This window comes from Natronorubrum amylolyticum (assembly GCF_052040145.1).
In the GTDB taxonomy this organism is placed as follows: Archaea; Halobacteriota; Halobacteria; order Halobacteriales; family Natrialbaceae; genus Natronorubrum.
The window spans coordinates 539759-563369 of sequence record NZ_JBPPFW010000001.1 but is presented as its reverse complement, the minus strand read 5'-3'; the positions used below and the strand labels follow the sequence as shown (position 1 = coordinate 563369).

The following is a 23611-nucleotide window of genomic DNA, read 5'->3' as shown; positions in this document are numbered from 1 at the left end:
TCACCGAAAGCTGCTACGCACGACGGAGAATCCTGTCACCGGAGTCGGGTAAGCACGCACGCGAGCGGGCTTTGTCGGAGCTACAGGCTGCGTTCCATCTCGTGTTCGCCGCGGTCGTGGGCCGTCGTCTCGAACCCGGCCGACCGGTAGAGATTCATCGCGATACGGTTCGTTCGAGAGACGGTCAGCCAGACGTGGTCGATCCCGTTCGCCGCGCCGTGTCCGAGCAGGCCGCGAATGAGGTGCGTGCCGACTCCCGCCGCTTGATAGGCTGGGCGGACGAAGATCGCCAGTTCGGCCGTGTCGTCGTACGGGATCAGGACGGCGTGTCCGACCACGTCGTCCCGGTGGCGAACGACGGTGTTCAGCCCGTCCTCGAGGAGCCCGTCGATCCACTCGCGCATCCGGGACTCGTCTCGCGGCGGGACACCCTGTGACCTCGAGTCGGCATCGAACTGGGTGTACATCGCTACCAACGGCTCGACATCGCCCGAATAGGTCTCGACGGTACTCGTTCGCCCCTCGCGATCGGTGACCGTCGTCGGCGGGGGCTGGAACGGTGACCGCTGGTCGGAGGACGGAGGCATGTTGAACACTCGAAGGCGGACGGTTCTAAGCGTCACCCGCATTCCCGGCTGATGGGAGATGGAACGACGGGACACGCCTTCTCGGTCACAGTGGCACGGTCCTCGAGGATGCGTGGTGCTCGCGAAACGGTCCGCAATAGAATCGGGTGGGCGGATTCGAACCACGGTCGCAGCGGAGCTGCTCCCTGCTTCGAATCCGCTGGACGTATTTCGCGCTCACGACGTTGTTCGCGCGAAAATAGTCCCGGGCGGATTCGAACCGCGAGGACTCGAATCCTCTCGTCCTCTGGGTTCGAACCGCCGAGGATACCTGCTGCTCACGACGTTGTTCGCAGCAGGATAGTCCCGGGCGGATTCGAACCGCCGTCATAGGCTCCAAAGGCCCATATGATTGGCCACTACACCACGGGACTTCTCACTTCGTTCGAAGCCCCGCGTAGCTCGCAAATCCGTCCGGATTTGCTCACCACCACGGGACTCCTCGTTCATCCTCGAGTACTCGCAGTTCCAGCAGAACTGCGTTCACTTGGGGACTCCAGTTGCGGGATATGAGATGCCCGCACAATAGTGTTACTTTTCGGCTCGAGTCAGCCCCGCCGTCGGCCAGTTCCCCGAACGATACCCACCACTCGAGAACGACCGCCCTCAGTCCGTCCGCGGGATCGACCGTGCGCCGAGACCGAAGGCGACGACGGCCAGCACAGCCAAAATAGCGAAGTTCGCCACTACGGGCTCGAGACCCGCTACGTCAGCAGTCCCGGCCTCGGGGAAGGTTGCCGCCCGAACGCCGCGAGCGAAGTACGTCAGCGGCGAGACGTTCACGAGCGGTTCGAACCAGCCGGGGAGTTGCTCGAGCGAGATGAACGTCTCCGAGAGGAACAGTAGCGGGAGGCCGATGGCGTTGCTCGCGGCGATAGCGCCGTCCTGGGAGTCGGTGTAGCTGCCGAGCATCGCGCCGATGCCGCAGAAACAGACGACACCGACGAGGATGTACGGAACGAGCCACGGCGAGAACGCGATCTCGGCGCCGGTCAGGACGACCACGAGCGCGAGGATGAGCACGCTCGCGAGGCCGATGATGACGGCGTTGACCAGCGTCTGGGCGAGCAGCCACTCGCCGCGAGTCACCGGCGTCGTCGCGAGTTTCTCGAAGCGGTTCCCCTCGCGGTGGCGCGCGACCTCGCTGCCCATCCGTGAGAGTGGCGTGAAAAGGACGACGACGGCGAGATACGCCGGCACGTAGTACGCCGGCGGCTCCGTGAACAACCCCTCGCCGGTCGGATCAGTTCGCACGAGCGCGCCGAAGATGACGATCAGAATCACCGGGAAGAAGAAGGTGAAGAAGACCGCGGTTCGGCGACGGACGAACGAGCGCCAGCCCGCGCTGGTCTCGGCCCGAATGCGACGCAGTCGGCTCACGCCGTCTCACCCGCGTGAGCGATGTCGTCGGCGCCGGCCTCGTCGGCAGCCTCGCCGCCAGCGCTAGCAGTTCGCTCGAGTTCCGTCCGATCCGCGAGCGCGAGGTAGACGTCCTCGAGGTCGGGTTCGGCCCACGAGAGGCCGGTGTACTCGAGGCCGCGATCCTCGAGGTAGTCGACGACCGTACCGATCGCCGCCGGTTCGATATCGCGGACGATGATCGCCCCCTCCGAATTTCGATCCCGACGTCGACCCGGTTCCGGTCGGTCGACGGGAAACTCGAGGTCGGCGAACGCGTCGAGAGTTGCGACCGTCTCGATGGTGAGGCGACTCGAGCCGCCGTACTCGCTGATCAGCGCATCTGGCGTCCCGCGAGCGACGAGCGAGCCGTCGGCGAGCAGGCCGACGCGGTCGGCCAGCCGCTCGGCTTCGGCCATGTCGTGGGTGGTGAGGACGACGGTCGTCCCGCCCGCCGCGAGGTCCTCGATCAGCCGCCAGACCGTCCGCCGGCCGGCCGGGTCGATCCCCGTCGTCGGTTCGTCGAGAAAGAGCACGTCGGGGTCGTTGACCAGCGTCGAGCCGACGCAGACGCGGCGTTGCTGGCCGCCCGAGAGCTCTTCGTACCAGGTGTCACCGGTATCCGCGAGGCCGACGTCGGCGAGCACTTCGTCGGGATCCCGTGGGTCGTCGTACAGGCCGGCGTAGTACGAGAGCAGCTCGCGCGCGCTCAGACGATCCGGCGGAGAGAACTCCTGCGGGAGGACCCCGAGGCGGTCCCGGTCGATGTCCGCCGGCGCGTCGCCGAGCACTCGAGCCGATCCCGAGTCGGGATCCGTCGTTCCCGTCAGCGCGCGAACGAGCGTCGTCTTCCCGGCCCCGTTCGGGCCGATCAGTGCGAAGACCTCGCCGCCCGCGACGGAGAGCGATGCCCCCGATAGCGCCACCGTCTCGCCGTAGGTTTTCTCGAGGTCCGTCGCTTCGACCACGGCTTCGGCTTCCATACGGGCCGGTATCGGTCGGTTGCGGGTAAGAAGTTCGATTCGTCACGCCGTCCGTGTTGCGGCTCGGCTCCGCGCTCGATGCGGTGCAGAACGACGCTCGCAGATGAAGACGTCGTCTCGACCGAAGGAGAAATCACGAGAACGTTTATCAGCGTTTGTATCCATATGTACATAAAGGTCTTTCATGAAGAAACTCATCAACGAGTCCGACGATGTCGTCGACGAAATGCTCGAGGGAATGGTTGCCGCTCACGACCTGCGGCGACTCGAGGAGACGGAGGTCGTCGTCCGCGAAGATGCGCCGGTCGAGGGAAAAGTCGGCATCGTCTCCGGCGGTGGGAGCGGCCACGAGCCGACCCACGCCGGCTACATCGGTGACGGGATGCTCGACGGCGCGGCGGCCGGCGCGGTGTTCACCTCGCCGACGGCCGACCAGTTGAGCGAGATGATCCAGGCCTGCGACGGTGGCGAGGGCGTTTTCTGCGTCATCAAAAACTACGAGGGCGACGTGATGAACTTCGAAACCGCCGTCGAGATGGCCGGGATGGAGTCGGACGTCGAAGTCGAGACCGTCGTCGTCGACGACGACGTCGCCGTCGAGGACTCGCTGTACACGTCGGGTCGACGCGGCGTCTGCGGAACGATCTTCGTCCACAAGGTCGCCGGCGCGGCCGCCCACCGTGGTGACGACCTCGAGGAGGTCAAACGCCTCGCCGAGAAGACCAACGATCGCGTCGGGACGATGGGGATGGCCCTGACCTCGTGTGTCACGCCCGAAAAGGGCGAGCCGACGTTCGACCTGGGCGAAGACGAGATCGAACTCGGCATCGGCATCCACGGCGAACCCGGCACCGAGCGAACCGACACCATGAGCGCCGACGAGATTACCGATCACCTCACCGAGGCCGTCCTCGATGACCTCGACCTCGAGGAGGGCGCGGAGGTCGCCACGATCGTCAACGGCATGGGCGGGACGCCGCTGATGGAGCTCTACGTCGTCAACCGTCGGCTGCAGGAACTGCTCGGCGAGGCGGGCATCGAGACCTGGAACGCCCGGGTCGGCGACTACATGACGTCGCTGGATATGGAGGGCTGTTCGATCACGCTGCTCGAACTCGACGACGAGCTCAAAGAGCTGCTCGCCTACCCGGTCGAAACCCCCGGACTGACGGTCACCGGCGGGGAATAAGCATGCCGGAGGAGTTCGAGCGACAGTGTGACCTCGTCGTCACTGCACTCGAGGCCGTCGCCGATCGGCTTGCCGAAGAGAAAGAGACGCTCACCGAACTGGACTCGGCGATCGGCGACGCCGACCACGGCGCGAACATGAACCGCGGCTTTCAGGCGGCCCTCGAGAAGGTGTCTGAGAACGACGCCGACGATCCGGCCGACGTCGTCAAGACGATCGGCGTCACCCTCGTCTCGACGATCGGCGGCGCGTCCGGTCCGCTCTACGGCGGCTCGATCATGAGCGCGAGCCAGGAACTCGAGGGCGGGATCACGGCCGATTCCAGCGTCGCTTTCGCCGAGGCCTACCTCGAGACCGTCGAGAGCCGCGGGAAGGCGTCGGTGGGCGACAAGACGATGGTCGACGCGCTCACTCCCGCCGTCCACACCTACAAGAAATCGATCGAAGTCGACGATCTCGACCCGCTCGAGGCGTTGGCCAAGGCGGTCGACGCTGCCCAACGCGGCGTCGAGTTCACGACGCCGATCCGCGCGAAGAAAGGGCGGGCTTCCTACCTGGGCTGGCGCTCAGTCGGCCATCAGGACCCCGGCGCGACGAGCACGCTCGTGATTCTGGAGGAGCTACTCGCAGTCGCAGCCGAAGAGCTCGACGGCGAGATCGAACGCGAGATCGACGCCGAAGCGGACGTCGATCCCGCGGAACTCGAGGCCGAGAGTCCGGGCGAGGGTGACGACTGATGGTCGGCATCGTCGTCGTCTCCCACAGCGCCAACGCCGCCGAGGGAATCTGCGAGATCGCCCGCGAGATGAGCGGCGACGGCGCCCTCGAGTACGCCGGCGGCGATCCCGACGGCGGGATCGGCACCAGCCCGGACCCTATCAGGGAGGCGATCGAGGCCGCGTCCGACGGCGACGGCGTGGTCGTCCTCGTCGATCTTGGGAGCGCCGTGATGAACGCCGAACTCGCGATCGAGATGGCCGACGTCGACGACGTCGTCATCGCCGACGCACCGGTCCTCGAGGGGGCGCTCAACGCGGCGGTCGCCGCGACATCGCCCTCGGCCACCGTCGAGAGCGTTCGTGAGGCCGCCGAGGAGGCCCGCGACGTCTCGAAGGTCTGAGGCCTGAGAACTGAACTACTCGTCGTCCAGCAGCGTCGCGACCGCGTCGCGCGTCTCCGCCTCGAGCGCGCGGTCGGCGAGCGTCCGCGCCTCCGCCGACTCGACCTCCCGAACCCGGCGTTTGACCGCCGGGATCGCGATCGGACTCGTGCTCAGCTCTTCGACGCCGAGGCCGATCAGGAGCTCGGTTACCGCCGAATCGCCGGCCAGTTCACCGCAGACGCCGACCCACGCGTCGTCGCCGTGGCTCGTCGTCCGGTCGATCGCCCGGAGCACCGCGGGGTGCAACGGATCTTGCAGGTCGGCGACGCGCTCGTTCTCCCGATCGGCGGCCATCACGTACTGGGTGAGGTCGTTCGTCCCGATGCTCAGGAAGTCGACGCGCGCGGCGAGTTCGTCGGCGATAAAGACGGCTGACGGCGTCTCGATCATCACGCCGGTAGTTGGGCGTTCGTACTCGATGCCCTCGTCGGCCAACGCCGACGCGGCGGCCTCGAGCCGGGCCTGCGCTTCCTCGAGTTCTTCGACCGTCGTGATCATCGGAAACATCACTGCGAGTTCGCCCCCGCTTTCGGTCGCGGCCGCCCGGCAGATCGCCCGCAGCTGCGTCTCGAAGAGATCCGACAGCTCCTCGAGGGCGACCCGAATCCCCCGCGCGCCCAGAAACGGATTCCGCTCGGACGCGCCCTCGCGGTAGGGCAGCGGCTTGTCCCCGCCGACGTCGAGGGTGCGGACGATCACCCGTCCGTCGGGAAACGTCTCGAGTGCGTCAGCGTAGGCCTCGTACTGTTCGTCCTCGGTCGGCGGCTCGTCGCGATCGAGGAAGAGGAACTCCGTTCGAAAGAGTCCGATCCCGTCGGCACCCTGGGTCGCGGCGGCCGCGAAATCGTCGCCGCCGACGTTCGCCGCGACCTCGATCGGCCGGCCGTCGGCGGTTTCGACGGGCTCTGCGATCGGTTCGACGCGTCGGTCGCGTCCCGCTCGATCCCGCGTTTCGGGGTCGGGATCGGCGATCACGAGACCCCGCTCGCCGTCGACGACCACCGGGGTTCCCGCCTCGAGCGCGCGTAACGCCTCGCCGACGCCGACGACGGCGGGGAGACCGAGCGCTCGCGCGAGGATCGCCGCGTGGGCGGTCCGCCCGCCGGTGACCGTCGCGACGCCGGCGACGGAATCGGGGTCGAGTCCGGCCGTGTCGCTCGGCGTCAGTCGCTCGGCGAGGAGGACGCTTCCGGCCGGAATCGCCGCCGTCTCTCGTCCGAGAAGTTCGCGAACGAGCCGGTCGCGAACGTCCCGAAGGTCGTCTGCGCGGTCGGCCATCGGCCCTTCCATCGCCTCGAACTGCGCGATCGGATCCTCGAACGCCGCCCGCACGGCGTGTTCGGCCGGAAGCCCGTCGTCGACCGCCTCGTCGATGCCGTCCTCGAGTTGGGGATCGGTCAGGAACGCCGCGTGCGCGTCGAAGATCTCCGCCTCGCTCTCGCCGACGCGCTCGGCGGCCGCCGCCCGTTCGCGTTCGAGCGCTTCGAGCGCGCGCTCGCGAGCGTCGGCGACCCGTTCGCGCTCGCTCGACCGATCGACGGCGTCGGCATCGGGCGGCTCCGGCAACTCGAGGTCCGCCGCGAGCCAGTGGACGGGGCCCACGCCGGTGGCCGGCGTCACGCCGGTTCCCTCGAGTAGTCGCTCGCCGTTCGTTCCGCTCACCTCACTCCTCCTCCGGGGTCGTCAGGATCTCCTCGAGCGCCTCGAACGCGGCGTCCTCGTCCGGGCCGTCGACGGTGAGGCGGACCTGCTCGCCGCCGCGGACGTTCAGCCCGGTGACGGCGAGCATGCTGCTCGCGTCGACGGGATCGCCGTCCGCCGTCGACACCTCGATCGCGCTGTCGAACTGGCTCGCCGTCGAGACGAACCGCGCTGCCGGGCGCGCGTGCAGTCCGTTCTCCGGGACGACGGTCAGCGACCGCTCGATCATGCACGACCTCGAGGGCGTTCGGGATCCGTCGGCTGGCGGTTCGGTTCCATACCGTCCGTAGGGCCCCGATCGACGTAAAACGGTCGTCGCTCGCCTCGATCGCGGGTCGGGGTCTTCGCCGCCACTGTCGGCTCCAGAACGGGGGACTGATCCCCGTAGCCCTCGCAAGCCGAACCATTACGCGCCGATTCGTGGTAGCGACGCGGGAATGACCCAGATCGGCTACACCCTCTCAAGCGAGGAGCACGGCCCGAGCGAACTAGTCGATATCGCCCGGCGCGCCGAGGACGCCGGGTTCGACTTCCTCTCGATTTCGGACCACTTCCACCCGTGGGTTTCCGCACAGGGCGAGTCCCCGTTCGTCTGGTCGACGCTGGGTGGTATCGCCGAAGCGACCGACGACATCGAGGTCGGCGTCGGCGTCACCTGTCCGACGATCCGAATTCATCCGATCAACGTCGCCCACGCCGTGGCGACCGTCGACGAGATGTTCGGCGACCGGTTCACGTTCGGCGTCGGCACCGGTGAGAACCTGAACGAACACGTCACGGGCGAGCGCTGGCCCGAACACGACGTCCGCCTCGAGATGCTGGACGAGGCGATGGACGTAATGCGGACACTCTGGACGGGCGAGACTGTCAGCCACCACGGCGAGCACTTCACGGTCGAGAACGCTCGCCTCTACACCTGTCCCGACGAGCAGCCGACGACGATCGGGAGCGCGTTCGGCCCGCAGACGGCCGAGTGGGTCGCCGAGAACACCGACGGCCTCTGGTGTTCCGGCCCGAAGGAAGCGCCGGTCGAAGCGTACGAGGACGGCGGCGGCGACGGCCCCAAATACACGCAACTCCACGGCTGTTACGCCGAAACGGAAGACGAGGCCGTCGACACCGTCTACGAGTACTGGCCCAACGGCTCCATGCCGGGCGAACTCTCACAGGTACTGCCCACGCCGGCCCACTTCGAGCAGGCCGCACAGCTGGTCGAAAAGGAGGATATTGCGGAATCCGGCACGACGACCAGTCCGGACCCGCAGGATCACATCGATAGCATCGAGCAGGCGATCGACGCCGGCTACGATCACGTCTACTTCCACCAGATCGGACCCGACCAGGAGCTGGCGATCGAATTTTACGAGGACGAGGTTCTGCCGTCGGTCCAGTAGGGTCAATTTCAGCCGCTTTCTGCGCTTCGTCATCGGCTCGGTCACCGCTCGAGCCAAACGTTCAAGTACTGGACACGTGTCTGCGAAACAATGGTCAGTCCGAACGAGGATCCGATCGAACTCGTTCCGTCCAGACACGACGCGTGGCGCGAGCGCTTCGATGCCGAACGCGAGCGCGTGACCGACGCGCTCCGCGACGCGGCGCTCGAGTCCGCCGTCGACCGAATCGAACACGTCGGCTCGACCGCCGTACCGGGCCTCGCCGCGAAGGATATCGTCGATCTCGACATCGTCGTCGCGGACGACGCTGTGGATGCGATCTCCCGAACGCTCGAGTCCGAACTCGGCGGCGACAGGCACGAGAACAGCGACGAGTGGCATCCCGTCTTTCGACGCGAGAACGGCCGACGGTTCAACGACCACGTCTTCGCGGCGTCGGACGACGGCTGGAAGGTCAGCGTGGTTACGCGGGACGTTCTCGTTGCACGCCCCGAACTCCGTTCGGAGTACGAGGCGCTGAAACGAGATCTGGCGGCCGAGCACGACGACCTCGTCGCCTACTCGACGGGGAAGACCGCGTTCGTCGAACGCGTACTCGAGGTCGCCCGGACGGACGACACAGTATCGTTCGAGTTCTCGGTCCCCACCGTCCATCGCTAGTCGGATCGACCGACACTGGACCGAGGAACCAGTTATCGGACCCGAACCCGGTAGATCGCGAACGACACGTGTGAATCAGTCCGATCGAATTTGTGACGGTGTTCGGAGGGTCAGCCCGACGAGCGCGACCGCCGGACTTCGATACGGCCGTCGTCGGAAATATCGACCGCGTACGTCTGCTCGCCCGCGATCTCGAACGAGACGACCGTCTCGCCGTCGCCGGTTCCGTCGCCGAGGAGCGTATCGAGCGCCCCCGGATCGACGTGTTCGTAGAGGACGAATCCGAGTTCGGTCGGGGCATCGTGCGGGTCGACGTTCGTGACGGCACAGATCGCGTGAACAACGGCCGTGCTGGCCGGCGTCTCGGCGTCGTACTCGTGGACAATCGGTTCCGGTGACTCCGCCGATCCGAGTTCGCGGACGGCCGACTCGTTCGGTTCCATCGTCGGACGTAGCTGGTGGCACGAATAAGACGCCTCGCCATGGACCTGCAAGCACCCCGATCAACACACGCGACGATCGGGAGCGATTCGCCGCTTCCCTACCGTTTTCCCGCTGGCGGACGAAACGCCTCTCCATGGAGTACACCACGCTCGGCAACACGGGGACGACCGTCTCGAGACTCTGTTACGGTACCTGGCGATTCGGACGCGAGACCGGTGGCGTCGTCGAGACCGACCGCGAAGAGGCCCACGAACTGCTCGATGCGGCCTGGGATCACGGCATCAACTTCATCGACACCGCCAACGTCTACGGCGACCCGGACGGCACCAGCGAGGAGTGGATCGGCGAGTGGCTCGAAGCGCGCGACGACATCGACCGCGAGGACCTCGTCATCGCCTCGAAGGTCTACTTCCCGTTCAACGGCTGGGGCGACCCCGGACCCAACGACTCCGGACTCGGGCGCAAGCACATTCGCGCCCAGATCGAGGGCACCCTCGAGCGACTCGGCACCGACTACCTCGACCTGTACTACATCCACCGCTGGGACGAAGAGACGCCGATCGAGGAGACGATGTCGGTCCTTTCGGACCTCGTCCGCGAGGGCAAAGTCAACCACCTCGGCGCGAGTACGATGGCCGCCTGGCAGCTCACCAAGGCGCTGTGGACCAGCGACGTCGAGGGTCTCGAGCGCTTCGACGTCACGCAGCCGATGGTCAACGCGGCCCACTACGACGTCGTCGGCGACTATCTCGACGTCTGCGCCGACCAGGACCTCTCGGTCTGTCCGTACTCGCCGCTCGGCGGCGGTTTCCTGACGGGGAAGTACGAGCAGGCCGAAGACGGCTCCGTCGAAGCGCCGGACGGCTCCCGCGCCAGCCTGGACGACCTGTTCGAGGACCGCTACGCGACGGACCGCGCCTGGGACGTCCTCGAGGCCGTCGAGTCAGTCGCGAGCGAGGTCGACGCCACGCCGGCGCAGGTCTCCCTGCGGTGGCTGATGGACCAGGATCGGTTCACCTGCACGCCGATCGTCGGTGCGCGCACGCCCGACCAACTCGCAGAGAACGTTGGTGCGGTCGAGATCGACCTCACAGACGAGCAGTTCGAGCGGATCGACGCGGCCCGAAACGACGACGAGTAAAGTGAGAGCTCGAGCGGGCCATCGAGCACGTATTGCTGTCCCAATGCCCGGATAGCGAACCAGGAAAGCAGTAGGTTTCATACCGCTAACAGTAATAGTTACCCCGATGAACACGTGGTGGCGACGAATCGCGCTGTCGCTCGTCGCTGTTTTCGGGATCGTAATCGCCTACGGTTTCATCTATCAGTGGGGAATGCAGACGTTCGAGGGCGAGGAGCGAACGATCTACGAGTCGATTCAGGTCGTTATCGAGTCGCTGACGACCGCCGGGTTCGGCGGCGACACGGACGCCTGGAACAGCGCCCCGATGAATCTCATCGTTATCGGAATGAACTTAAGCGGCGTGTTACTCGTCTTTCTCGCGCTGCCACTGTTCGTCGTGCCGCTCTTTCAGCGGGCGCTTGCGACGCAGCCGGCGGAGTCGACGGATCTCACCGACCACGTCATCATCTGTTCGCACAGGGAACGCGAAGACGTTCTCAGGGACGAACTCGAGGCCGCGGGCGTTCCGTCCATCTTCGTCGACGACGACCCGGAAACCGTCACGGCCCTCACCGCCGCCGGCATCGAGGCGATGGTGGGTGATCCGGAGCAAGAACAAACGCTTCGGGCGGCGAACATCGACGACGCCCGTGCGCTCGTGGTCGACATCTCCGACGAGGCCAATCCCGAGGTGATCCTCACCGCGAGGGAACTCACCGACGAGATCCAGATCGTAAGCGTCGCCGAGGACGAAGCCGCCGAGACCTACCATCGCTACGCGGGTGCGGACGTCGTCGTTCGGCCGCGACAGGTCCTCGGCCACAGCCTCGCAGCGAAGGCTGCGATGTCGGTCACCACCGAACTTCAGGAGACGATCGAACTCGACGAACAGTTCGAGATCACCGAGTTCCTCGTCGAGCGCGACAGTGATCTCGCCGGTCGAACGATCGCCGAGTCAGGCATACGCAACCGCATGGGCATCAACGTGATCGGCGCGTGGTTCAACGGCGAATTCGTTCCCGCACCGGATCCCGAGATGACGATCACCGAGCACACGATTCTGCTCGTCGCCGGCTCTCACGAGATGCTTACGGAACTGACCGCACGAACGCTCTCGCCCGCGGAAGAACGCACCTTCCGGGTCGTCATCGGCGGCTACGGAGAAGTCGGCCGGACAGTCAGCGACACGCTCGAGGCGGAAGGGATCTCCCAGACGGTTATCGACAGACGCGAAGACCTCGGCATCGATGTCGTCGGAGACGTGACCGACGAAGACACGCTCGAGGCTGCGGATATCGGGAGCGCCCGGTCGATCGTCCTCTCACTCGACGACGATACGGCCGCCATCTACGCGACGCTCATCCTCGAGAACGTGGCTCCCGAAACCGAGGTGATCGCGCGAGCCAACGAGACCGAAACCGTCCGAAAGCTCTACCGGGCGGGCGCCGAGTACGTCCTCGCCCTGTCGACGGTGACGGGACGGATACTCTCCTCGATCCTGCTCGAGGACGAGGAGGTGCTGACGCCGGAAACGCAGTTCGAGATCGTCCGGACGACCGCACCCGAGTTCGCCGGCCAAACGCTGGGCGACCTCGACATCCGCGCACGGCTGGGGTGTACGGTCGTCGCGGCCGAACGGGACGGCGAGTTGCTAACCGATCTCGGCCCCGAGTTTACGATCCAGCGAGACGACAGCGTCATCGTCGCCGGCAGCGACGAGACTGTCAATCGATTCATCGCCGCTTCCCGGTGAGGTGGTCGGGAGCCGACGGCGGCGTTTCGTGAGCCATCGAACGGTGTGGCAGGACTTAGTCACCGTCGTCGTGTCGTGCGGAATACACGGTCAAAGCGAACGACGGCCTGCCGTCGCAGGGTACGACGAGGTGATCGACGCACTCGAGTCGCGGTCGACCCGAGCTGACGGGCGCAATCGCCCGGTTGTTCGGCGGGACCGTCGCTCGGACTACCCTTGACTCGCGTTCGACTCCGCCCGACTGCGGACGCTACGCAGCGTCGTTGACAGCCGCGAGAATGTCGTCAGCGTCGGGGTCGACCTCCTCGCCGTCGACGACGACCGACGGCGTTCCCTCGATGCCGGCGTCCTCGCCGCGTTCTCGGTCGGCGGCGATCGTCGGGTAGTACGTTCCGTTCTCGAGCGCCTCGGTGACGACGTCGGCGTCGACGCCGACGTCTGCCGCGGCCGTCGCGAGGTCCTCGTCGCTCGTATAGTCGTTCTCGTACAGCACCCGCTTGTACGCGAAGAATTCTCCGGCCGGCTCGTCGTCGGTCATGGTTTCGCTCTGGACCGCTCGAGCGGCGTTCGCCATCGAGACGGCCTCGTCCTCGACGGGGATCGGGAAGTCGGTGTGACGGTACGTGATCTCGTCGGGTTCGATCAGCTCCGATTCGAGCGTCGGGAAGACGTCCGCCTGAAAGCTGTGACAGGACGGGCAGGTGAAATCGGTGTAGACCTCGACGGTCACGTCACCGTCGCCGAGCGTCGGTTCCGGAAGCTCTCGGTCGGGTTCGACGTCCTCCAACTCCTCCGGATACTGTTCACCGAGCAGCGACGTACAGCCGGCCAGTCCGGCAGTCAGGGCGGTGCCGACGGTGACGGCGAGAAACGATCGGCGGTGCATTGGCTGTCGGTAGGAACGGGGCGCGGTTAGGAATGTCGGAACGCCATGGGACGTTCGTCTCAGATCACGAGCGCGTCGATCAGCACCGCGATGAGGACGGCGCCGAGGAAGGCGTTCGAGGCGTGGAACGACCGGAACGCCGCGGCCTCGGTCTGCTCGAAGTGGAGCCGGATGGCGAACCAGAGGAAGATCCCGCCGAATATCGCGACCGTCGCCGCGTACAGCGCGCCGAGATCGGTGATCCAGGCGAGTGCAATCGTCGAGACGAGCGTCGCCGCGATGTAGTAGACGATGTGCTTTCGGGTCTCGGTCTCGCCGCGCACGACGGGCATCATCGGGAAGCCGCCGCGAGCGTAGTCGTCCTTGTACGCCAGCGCGAGGTTGTAGAAGTGCGCCGGCGTCCAGAGGAAGATCACGCCCGCGAGCGCGAGCGCCGGCCAGCCGATCTCGTTCGTCACGGCGGCCCAGCCGATGAGCGCCGGGAGCGCGCCGGCGGCGCCGCCGATGACCGTGTTCTGGACCGTGTTGGGTTTGAGCACGAGCGTGTAGACGACGCTGTAGAAGACGATCGCGGCGAGTCCGAGCGCGGCCGCGAGGAGATTGATCGTCAGGAAGGTCGCCAGCGAGGCGATCGTCAGCAACACGCCGAAAGCCATCGCGTTCCGGACCGGAATCAGCTCGGTCGCCAGCGGTCGGTCGGCGGTTCGGGACATCTTCTGGTCGAGGTCGCGCTCGAGCACGTGGTTGAACGTCCCGCTCGCGCCGATAGCGAGGACGCCGCCGCCGAGCGTGGCGACGATCGTCGAGACGGTCAGCGCGGGACCGGCTGCGAGCGCCATCCCCGCGGCGGCGACGAGACAGAGCAGCCACATCAGCCGCGGCTTCATCATCTTGAAGTAGGCGAAGGCGGTGAGCCGCGCTCGAGCGAGCCGTCCGGTGGGAAGCGGACGTGACGCGGGAGTCTCTCCCTCGGCGGTTACGGACTCGAGCGGCTCGGGTTGATCGATCGCGTCGTCTGCCTCGCCGGTCGCGAGTTCGAGGTCCCAGGCGAGCGCGAGCACGATGCCCGTGAAGATCACGAGCCCGAGCGTGAGGTGGAGTCCTGGAACGATCGCCGCGGGTCCGAAGATGGCGGTCGCGGCGCCGACGCCGACCTGAATCACGTAGAGGACGGCAGCGGCGATGATCGTCCATCGGACGCGACTCGAAACGTCGCCGAGGACCGCCGTGACGGCCGTGGCGGCGACGAGTAGCCCGACGACGACCGCCGCGAGGCGGTGGCCCCAGGCGACGAGGAGTTCGGTCTGACTCAGCGGATCAGCCGGCGCGTGGCAGGTCGGCCAGGTCGAACACGCCGACGCCGCGTTCGTCAGCGAGGTCGTTGCGCCGATGATCAACAGGAGGTAGACCCCGAGCGCGGTCGCTGCGAGGAGCGCGGAAAAGCGTTGTCGGCTGCCGATCGGCCGGGGAAACGGCGACGATGTGGTTGCCACGACTGTTCTCGTCTGAATCGTTCGACTCTGCGTATTTATGAGTCCCGCTTTTTCCCGCTCTCCGGTCGGTCTCGACCGGCAGTAGGACCGAATCGGTTCGGTCCGACGTCTCTCCAGGCCGGTAATCACGATCGATGAAACGAGGGCGAGCAACGATAATGGATGGTCACGTACCGTCCGAGACGGTGTCTCCGTCCGATGCCTCTCGCGCGACGAACGCTCCCGGGTGCAGCGGTGATGATGATCCGGGGCCGACGATCCGCGATACCGGTCCGGAGACAGCCGTCCGCGGCGACGAGCCGGCCGCGCGCTGTCCGTACTGTCACCAGCCGTTCCACGACGAGCGGTTCGAGACATTGCACCGCGGACTCGAGCACCCCTCGAGGCTCTCCGACCGCGAACGGGCCGCGTTCGAACGCGCGTACGCCGACGAAGGGACGGACATTCGCTGGTTCCGGCTGCAGGCGCTCGGGACGCTCCTCCTCCTCTACTTCTGCATGCTGTTTCTGTACGCGGTCGTTACGTGAAGTGCGAGGTGGCGGCTTCTGGTACGCCCGCAATCGGTCCTACATCCCCATATCTTCGGCCGCCGTCGGAATCGGAAGATCGTGCGGGGAGACGCCCAGCAACTCCCCGGCGTGGTCGAGCGCCATGTCGAACCCGTAGTAGCGCTCGAGTTCGTCGCCGTCGGCCGTCGGTCGCACCTTCAGCATGGCGTAGCCCTCGCGGTTCTGGGCGATTGCGGCGCTCGAACCGGTTCGAGCCTGGGAATCCGTCCCGTCGCCGGTTACCGCGAACTCGAGGACGCGTTCGGTCTCGGTCTCGTCGTAGGTCGCCGTGATGCCGTTGGCCTCGGCCGTTCGGTCGTCGGTCATGGTCGACACTCGCGGACGGAAGACCGGGAAGCTATCGGTTCCGGCGAGTCCCCACCGGCCCGGAGGAAAGCGGACTCGAAGCGTACAACGGCGGCGAGGAATCGACACCGATATTTTCGACCGCCGACAGGATGTGGTCGTGAGTCGAACGGAGTCCCGCGAGTCACCGCGACCGATCGCGACGTTTCGCAAGACGCGGTCGGTCGCGATCCAGTGGGCGGTCGTTTCTGCGGTCGGCTTCTTCGGCTTCGCCTACGGCTTCGCGCACGTGCTCGCCGCAATTCGGGGAAGTTCGCTCGAGCCGATCGTCATCCCGGCGTTCGCGCCGTCGGACGCCCTCGTCTGGATCGCCCTCTCGGTGGGGCTGGTCGCGCTCGTCGTCGTTCCCCACGAACTCCTCCACGGCGCGTTCATGGCTCGCTACGGGGGACGACCAACCTACGGCGTCGGCGTCTCGCACTTTTTGCTTCCCTATGCCTACGCGGAGACGGCGGGGACGAACTACACCCGAAATCAGTTGCTCGTCGTCTTGCTTGCCCCCTTCGTCGGAATTACAACCGTCGGTCTCGCCGCGATGACCGTTCACCCGTCCTCACTGCTGGTCGTGCCGCTGGCGGCGAACGCTTCGGGTTCGATCGGCGATCTCTGGATGGCCGCCGTCCTGTTGCAGTACCCCGCGGACGTCCGCGTCGCCCCGCTCGCCGACGGCGACACGCAGGGGTTCGGGATCTACGGCTCGAGCGGCCGTGCCCTCGAGCGAGGAACCGGGGTGCGGCTGCTCTCGACGGTCGCCACAGGCGCAGTGGGGACCCTCGCGGCGTGTTCGATCGCGCTGGTCGGTGTGGTGTTTCTCTCGCTCGCCGCCGGCTCTGGAACCGTGGTACTCGGCGGTAGCGATGGTCAGTGGCAGCTCTTCCGGCACGAACTCGATCCGCACGCTGGAACTGTTTCCCTCGAGATCGGTGCCGCGCTGTGGCTCGCCGTCGGGGCGCTCGGCGGGCTCTGCTGGGCGGTCGCCGTCGGCTGCTACCGGTCGCTCGGCTCCGCGTAGCCGGTTCCGGCGACGAGCCCGAAACCGTAACGCTCGAACGCCTGCCGCGTCGAGGCTGGGTATGACCAAGTGGCTCCGGAGCGGCCGCCGCCGGGACATCTGTTTCCTGCTCGCCGCCGCGGACGAGGGCGAACTGCGCGGCCAGCAGCTGAAATCGCGTCTCGAGTCCCACTACGACGACCACCTCGAGCCGAAGGCGTTCTACGGCTCGCTGGCGGCGCTGGTGGACGCGGGATTCGTCGAGAAGCGAACGGAGGGGATCTACGACGTCTACGCGCTCACCGACGGTGGCAGGCGGCGAGTGCGCGAGCACTACGACTGGGTCCAGGAGTGCCTCGAGGAGGAGCGAGACGACGACTAAGTCGTCCGCTGTTCGGTTCGGAGCGGAGAACTATACCGCTCCATCGCGTACGATCACCGAAGCGATGTCCGCACCAGACGCGAGCGATCCGGGCGACGGACCGGCGGTAGCAGTCGAAACCGGCTGGTTCAGGTTCGGCGTCGTCCTTGCGATCCTTCAACTGGCGTTTCTCGCGCTCGTGATCGGTCTGTTGCAGGTCGACGTCGTCCTGGGACTGATCGCGGCCGTGACGTTGAGCATCGTCGGCGGGATCGCGATCACGGTGTACGTTCTGTGGTGGAAATAGCGGAGGCCGGACGACGAACGGTAGTGGTCGTTCAGGCCTCGTCGAGCAGTTGATCCCCGATCGTGTTCCGCAGCACTTCGCTCGTACCCTCGTAGATTTCGTTGAGTTTGGCGTCTCGATAGAAGCGCTGGGCGGCGAAGTCCTTGGTGTAGCCGTAGCCGCCGTGGATCTGAATGCCCTCGTTTGCGACCTCGCGGCTCACCTCGGAGGCGTAGAGTTTGGCCTGCGAGGCGTCCTTGATGTAGTTCTCGCCGCGGATTTTCTTGTCGGCGGCCTTGTGCATCAGCATGCTGGCGGCCTGGATCTTCGTGTCCATATCCGCCAGCTTGTGCTTGATCGACTGGAACTCGCCGATCGGCTGGCCGAACTGCTCGCGCTCGTTCGCGTAGTCACGGGCCTCCTCGAAGGCCGCGCGGGCGATGCCGACGCCGCGTGCGGCGATCGTGATGCGGCCGCCATTGAGCGTTTTCAGCGCGTGAACGAAGCCGTCGCCCTCCTCGCCGAGCAGTCGATCTTCGGGGATACGCAGGTCGTCGAACCGAAGTTCGGCCGTCGGACAGCCCTTGTCGCCGAGTTTGTCCTCCGTCCCTTCGACGATGAAGCCGTCGTCCGTCTCGGGTTTGACGACGAACGAGGAAATGCCCTTGTTGCCCGCCTCGGTGTCGGTCTTGGCGAACAGCGTGACCGTATCCGCGACGGAGCCGTTCGAGATCCAGAGCTTGCCGCCGTTGATCACGTACTCATCTCCGTCCTTTTCGGCGGTGGTTTCCATCGCCGGCACGTCGCTCCCCGCGCCGGCCTCGGAGAGCGCGAACGCGCCGATGTTGCGTCCCTCCGCGAGCGGCGTCAGATACTCCTCTTTCTGTGACTCGTCGCCGAACTCGTAGAGCATGTTGCCCGCGAGCGAGGTGTGAGCGGCGACGATCGTTCCGAGGCCGCCCGAACCGCGCGAAATCTCCTCGAGGCCGATCGCGTAGGAGTGGTAGTCGAGTCCGGCACCGCCGTACTCCTCGGGGAACGGCATCCCCATCAGTCCCAGTTCGGCCATCTCGCTCACGAGATCGGCGGGATACTCGTCCTCGTGATCGATCTCGTCCGCGACGGGGACGACCTCCTCGTCGACGAACTCGGAAACCATATCTCGGATCTGCTGTTGCTCGGCCGAGAGTGCGAAGTCCATGCGCGAGTATTCGGGGCGACGTGTTGTTATTATTGTTGCTGCGCGCGGTCGTGTCACCGCCTGACCGGCCGAACCGAGTGCTTGAGGGACCTCGAACTGGGTGCAGATGCCGAGTGACGATCAGTTCGCGGCGATCGTCTCGAGGGCCTCCTCGATCGGCTCGTCGCCCGAGAGGATCTCGAACGTCTCCCCGACGAGTTCGTCGTGCTCGAGCGCGATCACGAGCGTCCGCGCCACGTCTTCGCGGGGGATATCGCCGGCGTCCAGCCCGATGTCGTCCCCGACCTCGATCGTTCCGACCCCGGAGTCGTTCGTCAGTTCGCCCGGCCGAACGATCGTGTACTCGAGGCCGCTCTGGCGGAGGTACTCGTCGGCTTCGGCCTTCGCCGTCAGGTAGTCCTCGAGCGCGTCGGGGCCCGACTCGGGATCGTCGGCTCCCATCGAACTGAGCATGACGAACCGGTCGACGCCCGCCTCCTCGGCGGTCTCGATCAGGTTGATCGCGCCGTCGCGGTCGACGCCGTAGACGTCGTTACCGCCGGAGCCGGCCGCGAAGATGATCGAGTCACAGCCCTCGAGCGCGTGGGAGACGGTCTCCGTCAGATCCGCGACGACCGTCTCGTCGGCCCCCTGAGCCTCCATCTCCGCGACCTGGTCGTCGTCTCGGACTATCGCCCTGCCCTCGTGATCGCTCTCGCCGAGTATGGCTGTCACGTGCTGTCCGACCTGTCCGTGAGCGCCCGCGATGAGTACGGTCTGAGTCACGCTCGCCTTTCGCCGGCGGTCGGGATAGCCGTCGGGTCGGAATACGCCGGGCGGTTGTCGTATGGAACACGCGGCCGGTCGCAGTCGTCGTGTCGAATCCCACGGGAGATGATCGTCTCACGGATGCTGGACGGACGTTCACCGGACCGGACAGGTATCCGATCGTAATTGCTGACGGTTTCGGCTGACGGCGATGCAGATCGCCAGCACGGACGTCGATCGGGCACACAGGATCGGTGCTACGAGTATCGAACGGAACATTCCGCCGAGACCGCGGTGTTTTTCCGGGGTGGGAACAAACTCTCACAGAGTAGATGACCACGGGCCAGCCCGAACCGCCGACTGACGCCGACCTGGAGTGGTGTTACGACGCGGTTCACGACGTTTCGCGGACTTTTTCGATCACTATTGATCGGCTCGAGGAGCCGATGGCGAAGCATATCTGTCTCGGCTACCTCCTCTGTCGCGTCGCGGATACGATCGAAGACGCAGGTCACATTCCCCCGGACGCCCAGAGCAACCTGCTGACGGCGTACGACGAGTTGCTCGATCCGGACGCCGACCAGACCGTCTCGGCGTTTATGAACGAGGTCGAGCCCTGGATTCCGGAGGACCGAACCGACGACTGGGAGGTCGTCGCCGAGACGCCGCGTATCTTACGAACGTTCGAATCCCTCGACGAAGAACCTCGCGAGATCATGCGCGAACCCGTCCGCGAACTCGTCGACGGGATGGCGATGTTCACGAGCCGGTACGCCGACGAGGGCGGACTCCGCCTGCAGACGCTCGAGGAACTCGAGGAGTACTGCTGGTACGCCGCCGGCACCGTCGGCACGCTCATCACCGGACTGGTCGCCCGTGGGGCGTCGCCCGACCGCGCCGAGGAGATGCGGAACAACGCCCGTTCGTTCGCGCTCCTCCTGCAGTTGGTCAACATCGCCAAGGACGTCGAGTCGGACTACCACGAGGAGAACAACGTCTACCTCCCCGCCGAGTGGCTCGAGGAGGAAAACGTCGACCTCGAGGCGGTGACCGACGAGTCCAACCAGCGCGGCGTCACGAACGTCATCAAGCGCGTCACCGGTCGGGCCGAAACCTACCTCGACGACGCTCACCGCTACCTCGAGGTCGTCCCCGAAACCCACGGCAACCGGCTGTCGGCGTGGGCAATTCCCTACCTGCTCGCCGTCGGCACGATGCGCGAACTCCGCGAGCGCCCGGAGGACGTCGTCCGCGATGGCGACGTCAAGGTCTCTCGAGCGGAGGTGTACGCGCTCCTCCAGACGTTCGAGGGGAACGTCTCCCGAGCCGCGCTGGCCGAACTCCGCCAGGAGATGGCCGAGAAACCGCTCCACCAGTAGCTCGTTCTCTCGCTGGCCCGACGAGAACGGTCCGTCGATTATTCTTCGCGGATACTCGCTCGAGACGGTACGGTAACGACTGATTCAACACCCGTCGGACGGTTCCACGCGGCTCCCGAGTCCGCCGGCAGGCCCCAACCGTACCGTTCGGTTCCCCTCGCGATGAGCAGCCTCCTCGGTGAGGGTCAGTTCGACCGTGACGGACTCGTCGGACTCGGTGACGACATCGAGCGGGCGAGTGCGAAGTGCGTGTCGCGTTCGGACGAGTCGTGCGCGTGGAGGTCGCCAAATCGCGGGCGTGGCTCGGGTCGTCACCGACCAATCGCTTGCACAGTCCCGTCAGAAACTATAACAGCATCCCTCACAACTATCCCTTCATGTGTCGGGAAACGAAGCGCGAACCGGCGTGGGTGTCGGCGATCCGGCTGGCGTTCCTCCGGGGGCAGGTCGATGTCGACGGCGTGATGGAAGAAGCGAATCTGATTCCCGGCCGCGAGGGAACGGTTCGAGACGTGCTGGAGACGATGGCGGACCGAAACCTCCTCGAGCCGGTCGACGGGGCCGAAGACCGGTACGTGCCCGGAAAAGTCCTCATCGAATCCGACCGGTACGACCTCGACTTCTCGAAGGCCTCCGACGGCGGTGCTCATCGGTGGCGCTCGAGCGGCTAATCCGTCCCTCCGTCCGTGGGTATAGCGTAAACTATGTATCGACTACGGCGCTACCCTACGCCGATGGGAACCCTTACGGATACGAAAATTTCCGAGAAGAACCTGACGACGGTGCCGAAACCGGTCCGCAACTTTCTGGACGTCGGCGCCGGAGACCGAGTCGAGTGGCACGTCGAGGACGGTCAGATCGTCGTGAAAAAACTCGAGTCCGAGTAGCGCTGTCAAGCGATCGAGGTGCTGTGGGGAGCGATCGGTTGGCCCGGCACGGCTGCGTCTACAGTTCGTCGGGACGATCGATATCACGGCGCACACCGGGATCGTCGACGGCCACGAGCACGCTCGCGTCGCTCTCGAGCAGGATCTCGCGTCCGCCGACATCGCCGTCGACGTCCCCGAGCGCGTCGAAGAACTGCTCGTCGAACAGCACCGGATTGCCGCGGACGCCCTCGAACGCCGGTGCGATCGCGTCGCCGGCGTTTTCGGCGTAGGCCGTCAGCAGGGCGTTCACGGTCGCCGGCGCGACGAACGGCATGTCGCCGAGCCCGACGACCGCCGCCTCACACTCTTCCTCGCGGTCTCGGATCGCTCGAATCCCCGTCCGCAGCGACGAGGCCTGCCCGGTGTCGTACGCCTCGTTGACGACGGTTTCGATCGGGAGTCCCTCGAGTGCGGCCCGAACCCGATCGGTCTCGTGGCCGAGGACCGCGACGACCGGGTCGACGTCGCTCTCGAGGAGCGTTCGCGCGGCGCGACGGACGATAGCCTCGCCCTCGATCGTCGCCAGAAGCTTGTTCTCGCTTCCGAACCGACTGCTCGTTCCGGCAGCGAGGAGCACTCCGGCGACCGCCGGTTTGTCGCGGGAACGACCGTCGGGGTCCTCGCGCTCGGGTTTCTGACTCGATACCTCCGAGCGCTGCTCCACGTCGACCACCGGAAGATTCTCTGACAGTGGCGACTCCCGCTCCGCGTCGGGTGTGTTCTCGGTCATCTTCGTCATCGCTTCACCTCACTCATCGCTCGAGGACGGTGTGGGGAACGACCGCGACCCGTTCGTCAGCGTCGAGACCCACCTCTGTCAGGACGATTCCGTCGGCCCGACTCGCGCGCGTACTCGAGGAGAGGACGCTCGGATCGAACGTCTCGTCGTAGATCGGAAGCGCCGAGTCGACGTGGCCGAGCGGCATCGCGACCCCGTCCTCGAGCGTGACCGGAATGGCGTACGTGAAACCGGGCGTCGCGATGTCGACGGCTCGAGCCAGCCGCGCGGACACCGTCGGTAGTGCGTCGTCGCCGGTAAAAAAGGGTCGAGCGACGAGCGCCGTCACCAGGTGCGCGCCGACGGGTTTCCCCGGAATGGCGATCGCCACCGCGTCGTGGTCGGGGAGGCGCGCGACGGCGATCGGTTTGCCCGGGCGGAGCCGAACGCGGTGAAAAAGCACGTCGCCAAGGGCGGCGAGCGAGCGAACGACGTAGTCCTTCTTTCCGACGCTGGTGCCGCCGGTCGTGAGCACGACGTCGTGCTCGCGAGCCAGTTCGTCGATTCGCGACTCGACCCGATCGCTCTCGTCGGGTACCGAGCCCTCGTAGGTCGGCTCGTGGCCCCACGAACGGACGAGTCCGGCCAGCATCGGCGAGTCGAGGTCCCGGTGGCGGCCCTCGTGGATCTCCGTTCCGGTCGCGAGCAATCCGACGGAGAGCCGCTCGAAAACCGTCACCTCGTCGATTTCGAGGTCCCCGAGCAACAGCGCATCCTTCGGCCCGAGCCGTTCGCCCGCCTCGAACAGTTGCTCCCCCTCCGCGACGTTGCTCCCGCGCTCGTAGACGTAGGTACCCGGCTCGAGCGTCGGTCCCGAAAGCCAGCCGTCGTCGACGGTCGCCTCCTCCCGTTTCAGTACCGCGTTGGCCGACGGCGGAAGCGGTGACCCGGTTGCGATTCGAACCGCCGTGCCGTCGGCGAGTGGCTCTGGGTCGTCCTCCGGAAACACCGACCGGTCGACCACCTCGAGCGGATAGTCGTCGGTCGCGTCGAACGCGAAGCCGTCCATCGTTGCGTGACTCCGCGCGGGAACGTCCACCGGCGCGCGAATCGGCTCCGCGAGCACCCGTCCGGCGGATCGCTCGAGCGACACGCGCTCGGTCGGCCGGTCGGCCAGCCACGTCGAACGGAGCGTCCGCATTCGGTCGACCGCGTCGTCGAGGTCGATTAAATCGTCGCCGTCGTGCGATATCTCCCCCCTCATACTCGTAAC

27 protein-coding genes and 1 tRNA gene are annotated in these 23611 nt (G+C 66.2%); 14 read left to right on the top strand and 14 right to left on the bottom strand.

Features of this window, described 5'->3' with window-relative positions; translation table 11 throughout:
* Positions 1 to 80: 80 nt before the first annotated feature.
* From ACSFDB_RS02850 to ACSFDB_RS02835, 4 genes are all read right to left on the bottom strand, one after another.
* Positions 81 to 587 carry a GNAT family N-acetyltransferase gene (locus ACSFDB_RS02850; protein ID WP_440769530.1) on the bottom strand — a complete coding sequence of 169 codons (507 nt, stop codon included), beginning with the start codon at positions 585 to 587 and terminating at the stop codon, positions 81 to 83.
* 340 nt (positions 588 to 927) lie between these two features.
* Positions 928 to 1000: transfer RNA gene (locus ACSFDB_RS02845), tRNA-Gln, on the bottom strand.
* Positions 1001 to 1232: 232 nt separating this feature from the next.
* Complete coding sequence (locus tag ACSFDB_RS02840; protein ID WP_440769529.1) at positions 1233 to 2006, bottom strand: ABC transporter permease; 774 nt, start codon at positions 2004 to 2006, stop codon at positions 1233 to 1235.
* Positions 2003 to 3007: an ABC transporter ATP-binding protein gene (locus ACSFDB_RS02835; RefSeq protein ID WP_440769528.1), complete on the bottom strand. Its 1005-nt coding sequence runs from the start codon at positions 3005 to 3007 to the stop codon at positions 2003 to 2005. The genes ACSFDB_RS02840 and ACSFDB_RS02835 overlap by 4 nt, the downstream gene beginning before the upstream one ends.
* Before the next feature lie 184 nt (positions 3008 to 3191).
* Between ACSFDB_RS02835 and dhaK the strand changes: the two genes are divergently transcribed.
* Genes dhaK through dhaM form a run of 3 tightly spaced genes read left to right on the top strand, consistent with a single transcriptional unit; the run spans position 3192 to position 5316 of the window.
* A complete protein-coding gene (dhaK, locus tag ACSFDB_RS02830; RefSeq protein WP_440769527.1) occupies positions 3192 to 4196 on the top strand; it encodes a dihydroxyacetone kinase subunit DhaK in 1005 nt (334 codons plus the stop codon).
* 2 nt (positions 4197 to 4198) lie between these two features.
* Positions 4199 to 4933, top strand: coding sequence for a dihydroxyacetone kinase subunit DhaL (gene dhaL / locus ACSFDB_RS02825; protein ID WP_440769526.1), 735 nt, complete (start codon positions 4199 to 4201; stop codon positions 4931 to 4933).
* A complete protein-coding gene (gene dhaM, locus ACSFDB_RS02820; RefSeq protein ID WP_440769525.1) occupies positions 4933 to 5316 on the top strand; it encodes a dihydroxyacetone kinase phosphoryl donor subunit DhaM in 384 nt (127 codons plus the stop codon). Before dhaL ends, dhaM begins: the two co-directional genes overlap by 1 nt.
* A gap of 15 nt (positions 5317 to 5331) precedes the next feature.
* On the opposite strand, the gene ptsP is transcribed toward dhaM, so the two are convergent.
* Both ptsP and ACSFDB_RS02810 read right to left on the bottom strand, forming a co-directional pair.
* Positions 5332 to 7020, bottom strand: a complete 1689-nt coding sequence (gene ptsP, locus ACSFDB_RS02815; RefSeq protein ID WP_440769524.1) for a phosphoenolpyruvate--protein phosphotransferase — start codon at positions 7018 to 7020, stop codon at positions 5332 to 5334.
* Position 7021: 1 nt separating this feature from the next.
* Positions 7022 to 7288, bottom strand: coding sequence for an HPr family phosphocarrier protein (locus ACSFDB_RS02810; protein WP_440769523.1), 267 nt, complete (start codon positions 7286 to 7288; stop codon positions 7022 to 7024).
* 208 nt (positions 7289 to 7496) lie between these two features.
* Here ACSFDB_RS02810 and ACSFDB_RS02805 point away from each other — a divergent pair, with 208 nt between their 5' ends.
* The gene (locus ACSFDB_RS02805; RefSeq protein WP_440769522.1) at positions 7497 to 8453 is read left to right on the top strand and encodes a TIGR03557 family F420-dependent LLM class oxidoreductase; all 957 of its coding nucleotides are present in this window, start codon (positions 7497 to 7499) and stop codon (positions 8451 to 8453) included.
* Between the two features lie 90 nt (positions 8454 to 8543).
* Positions 8544 to 9113 (top strand): GrpB family protein, encoded by a 570-nt coding sequence (locus tag ACSFDB_RS02800; RefSeq protein WP_440769521.1) that lies wholly within the window; start codon positions 8544 to 8546, stop codon positions 9111 to 9113.
* A 110-nt stretch (positions 9114 to 9223) separates the two neighbouring features.
* On the opposite strand, the gene ACSFDB_RS02795 is transcribed toward ACSFDB_RS02800, so the two are convergent.
* The gene (locus ACSFDB_RS02795) at positions 9224 to 9556 is read right to left on the bottom strand and encodes a HalOD1 output domain-containing protein (protein WP_440769520.1); all 333 of its coding nucleotides are present in this window, start codon (positions 9554 to 9556) and stop codon (positions 9224 to 9226) included.
* Positions 9557 to 9690: 134 nt separating this feature from the next.
* On the opposite strand from ACSFDB_RS02795, the gene ACSFDB_RS02790 reads away from it, so the two are divergent.
* Both ACSFDB_RS02790 and ACSFDB_RS02785 read left to right on the top strand, forming a co-directional pair.
* The gene (locus tag ACSFDB_RS02790; protein ID WP_440769519.1) at positions 9691 to 10698 is read left to right on the top strand and encodes an aldo/keto reductase; all 1008 of its coding nucleotides are present in this window, start codon (positions 9691 to 9693) and stop codon (positions 10696 to 10698) included.
* 106 nt (positions 10699 to 10804) lie between these two features.
* Positions 10805 to 12433: a potassium channel family protein gene (locus ACSFDB_RS02785; protein ID WP_440769518.1), complete on the top strand. Its 1629-nt coding sequence runs from the start codon at positions 10805 to 10807 to the stop codon at positions 12431 to 12433.
* Between the two features lie 250 nt (positions 12434 to 12683).
* On the opposite strand, the gene ACSFDB_RS02780 is transcribed toward ACSFDB_RS02785, so the two are convergent.
* Positions 12684 to 13319, bottom strand: coding sequence for a DsbA family protein (locus tag ACSFDB_RS02780; RefSeq protein ID WP_440769517.1), 636 nt, complete (start codon positions 13317 to 13319; stop codon positions 12684 to 12686).
* 59 nt (positions 13320 to 13378) lie between these two features.
* The gene (locus ACSFDB_RS02775; RefSeq protein WP_440769516.1) at positions 13379 to 14812 is read right to left on the bottom strand and encodes a heme o synthase; all 1434 of its coding nucleotides are present in this window, start codon (positions 14810 to 14812) and stop codon (positions 13379 to 13381) included.
* 158 nt (positions 14813 to 14970) lie between these two features.
* On the opposite strand from ACSFDB_RS02775, the gene ACSFDB_RS02770 reads away from it, so the two are divergent.
* On the top strand, positions 14971 to 15339 hold the full coding sequence (locus ACSFDB_RS02770) for a DUF7410 domain-containing protein (RefSeq protein WP_245724173.1): 369 nt from the start codon (positions 14971 to 14973) through the stop codon (positions 15337 to 15339).
* A 39-nt stretch (positions 15340 to 15378) separates the two neighbouring features.
* On the opposite strand, the gene ACSFDB_RS02765 is transcribed toward ACSFDB_RS02770, so the two are convergent.
* Positions 15379 to 15687 (bottom strand): DUF7111 family protein, encoded by a 309-nt coding sequence (locus ACSFDB_RS02765; RefSeq protein WP_440769515.1) that lies wholly within the window; start codon positions 15685 to 15687, stop codon positions 15379 to 15381.
* Positions 15688 to 15826: 139 nt separating this feature from the next.
* On the opposite strand from ACSFDB_RS02765, the gene ACSFDB_RS02760 reads away from it, so the two are divergent.
* From ACSFDB_RS02760 to ACSFDB_RS02750, 3 genes are all read left to right on the top strand, one after another.
* Positions 15827 to 16738, top strand: a complete 912-nt coding sequence (locus ACSFDB_RS02760; protein ID WP_440769514.1) for a DUF3267 domain-containing protein — start codon at positions 15827 to 15829, stop codon at positions 16736 to 16738.
* A 61-nt stretch (positions 16739 to 16799) separates the two neighbouring features.
* On the top strand, positions 16800 to 17099 hold the full coding sequence (locus tag ACSFDB_RS02755; protein WP_440769513.1) for a helix-turn-helix transcriptional regulator: 300 nt from the start codon (positions 16800 to 16802) through the stop codon (positions 17097 to 17099).
* Positions 17100 to 17163: 64 nt separating this feature from the next.
* Positions 17164 to 17385: a hypothetical protein gene (locus ACSFDB_RS02750; protein WP_440769512.1), complete on the top strand. Its 222-nt coding sequence runs from the start codon at positions 17164 to 17166 to the stop codon at positions 17383 to 17385.
* Positions 17386 to 17416: 31 nt separating this feature from the next.
* Here ACSFDB_RS02750 and ACSFDB_RS02745 read toward each other — a convergent pair whose 3' ends face one another.
* The gene (locus tag ACSFDB_RS02745; protein ID WP_440769511.1) at positions 17417 to 18565 is read right to left on the bottom strand and encodes an acyl-CoA dehydrogenase; all 1149 of its coding nucleotides are present in this window, start codon (positions 18563 to 18565) and stop codon (positions 17417 to 17419) included.
* Positions 18566 to 18685: 120 nt separating this feature from the next.
* The gene (locus tag ACSFDB_RS02740) at positions 18686 to 19330 is read right to left on the bottom strand and encodes an SDR family oxidoreductase (RefSeq protein WP_440769510.1); all 645 of its coding nucleotides are present in this window, start codon (positions 19328 to 19330) and stop codon (positions 18686 to 18688) included.
* A 314-nt stretch (positions 19331 to 19644) separates the two neighbouring features.
* Between ACSFDB_RS02740 and ACSFDB_RS02735 the strand changes: the two genes are divergently transcribed.
* From ACSFDB_RS02735 to ACSFDB_RS02725, 3 genes are all read left to right on the top strand, one after another.
* Entirely contained in the window at positions 19645 to 20691 is a 1047-nt protein-coding gene (locus ACSFDB_RS02735; protein ID WP_440769509.1) for a phytoene/squalene synthase family protein, read from the top strand.
* A 377-nt stretch (positions 20692 to 21068) separates the two neighbouring features.
* Positions 21069 to 21362 (top strand): hypothetical protein, encoded by a 294-nt coding sequence (locus ACSFDB_RS02730; protein WP_440769508.1) that lies wholly within the window; start codon positions 21069 to 21071, stop codon positions 21360 to 21362.
* 63 nt (positions 21363 to 21425) lie between these two features.
* Positions 21426 to 21578: an AbrB/MazE/SpoVT family DNA-binding domain-containing protein gene (locus ACSFDB_RS02725; protein ID WP_440769507.1), complete on the top strand. Its 153-nt coding sequence runs from the start codon at positions 21426 to 21428 to the stop codon at positions 21576 to 21578.
* 58 nt (positions 21579 to 21636) lie between these two features.
* Here ACSFDB_RS02725 and ACSFDB_RS02720 read toward each other — a convergent pair whose 3' ends face one another.
* Together ACSFDB_RS02720 and ACSFDB_RS02715 are read right to left on the bottom strand one after the other, a co-directional pair.
* Entirely contained in the window at positions 21637 to 22359 is a 723-nt protein-coding gene (locus tag ACSFDB_RS02720) for a nucleotidyltransferase family protein (RefSeq protein WP_440769506.1), read from the bottom strand.
* Between the two features lie 13 nt (positions 22360 to 22372).
* Positions 22373 to 23602 (bottom strand): molybdopterin molybdotransferase MoeA, encoded by a 1230-nt coding sequence (locus tag ACSFDB_RS02715; protein ID WP_440769505.1) that lies wholly within the window; start codon positions 23600 to 23602, stop codon positions 22373 to 22375.
* Between the last annotated feature and the right edge of the window lie 9 nt (positions 23603 to 23611).

Bases quoted from the DNA above. Each gene is read 5' to 3' on its own strand.
- ACSFDB_RS02850 (WP_440769530.1), bottom strand. From the start codon at position 587: ATGCCTCCGTCCTCCGACCAGCGGTCACCGTTCCAGCCCCCGCCGACG.
- ACSFDB_RS02835 (WP_440769528.1), bottom strand. From the start codon at position 3,007: ATGGAAGCCGAAGCCGTGGTCGAAGCGACGGACCTCGAGAAAACCTAC.
- dhaK (WP_440769527.1), top strand. From the start codon at position 3,192: ATGAAGAAACTCATCAACGAGTCCGACGATGTCGTCGACGAAATGCTC.
- dhaL (WP_440769526.1), top strand. From the start codon at position 4,199: ATGCCGGAGGAGTTCGAGCGACAGTGTGACCTCGTCGTCACTGCACTC.
- dhaM (WP_440769525.1), top strand. From the start codon at position 4,933: ATGGTCGGCATCGTCGTCGTCTCCCACAGCGCCAACGCCGCCGAGGGA.
- ACSFDB_RS02810 (WP_440769523.1), bottom strand. From the start codon at position 7,288: ATGATCGAGCGGTCGCTGACCGTCGTCCCGGAGAACGGACTGCACGCG.
- ACSFDB_RS02805 (WP_440769522.1), top strand. From the start codon at position 7,497: ATGACCCAGATCGGCTACACCCTCTCAAGCGAGGAGCACGGCCCGAGC.
- ACSFDB_RS02800 (WP_440769521.1), top strand. From the start codon at position 8,544: ATGGTCAGTCCGAACGAGGATCCGATCGAACTCGTTCCGTCCAGACAC.
- ACSFDB_RS02795 (WP_440769520.1), bottom strand. From the start codon at position 9,556: ATGGAACCGAACGAGTCGGCCGTCCGCGAACTCGGATCGGCGGAGTCA.
- ACSFDB_RS02790 (WP_440769519.1), top strand. From the start codon at position 9,691: ATGGAGTACACCACGCTCGGCAACACGGGGACGACCGTCTCGAGACTC.
- ACSFDB_RS02785 (WP_440769518.1), top strand. From the start codon at position 10,805: ATGAACACGTGGTGGCGACGAATCGCGCTGTCGCTCGTCGCTGTTTTC.
- ACSFDB_RS02780 (WP_440769517.1), bottom strand. From the start codon at position 13,319: ATGCACCGCCGATCGTTTCTCGCCGTCACCGTCGGCACCGCCCTGACT.
- ACSFDB_RS02770 (WP_245724173.1), top strand. From the start codon at position 14,971: ATGGATGGTCACGTACCGTCCGAGACGGTGTCTCCGTCCGATGCCTCT.
- ACSFDB_RS02765 (WP_440769515.1), bottom strand. From the start codon at position 15,687: ATGACCGACGACCGAACGGCCGAGGCCAACGGCATCACGGCGACCTAC.
- ACSFDB_RS02755 (WP_440769513.1), top strand. From the start codon at position 16,800: ATGACCAAGTGGCTCCGGAGCGGCCGCCGCCGGGACATCTGTTTCCTG.
- ACSFDB_RS02750 (WP_440769512.1), top strand. From the start codon at position 17,164: ATGTCCGCACCAGACGCGAGCGATCCGGGCGACGGACCGGCGGTAGCA.
- ACSFDB_RS02745 (WP_440769511.1), bottom strand. From the start codon at position 18,565: ATGGACTTCGCACTCTCGGCCGAGCAACAGCAGATCCGAGATATGGTT.
- ACSFDB_RS02735 (WP_440769509.1), top strand. From the start codon at position 19,645: ATGACCACGGGCCAGCCCGAACCGCCGACTGACGCCGACCTGGAGTGG.
- ACSFDB_RS02730 (WP_440769508.1), top strand. From the start codon at position 21,069: ATGTGTCGGGAAACGAAGCGCGAACCGGCGTGGGTGTCGGCGATCCGG.
- ACSFDB_RS02725 (WP_440769507.1), top strand. From the start codon at position 21,426: ATGGGAACCCTTACGGATACGAAAATTTCCGAGAAGAACCTGACGACG.
- ACSFDB_RS02720 (WP_440769506.1), bottom strand. From the start codon at position 22,359: ATGACGAAGATGACCGAGAACACACCCGACGCGGAGCGGGAGTCGCCA.
- ACSFDB_RS02715 (WP_440769505.1), bottom strand. From the start codon at position 23,602: ATGAGGGGGGAGATATCGCACGACGGCGACGATTTAATCGACCTCGAC.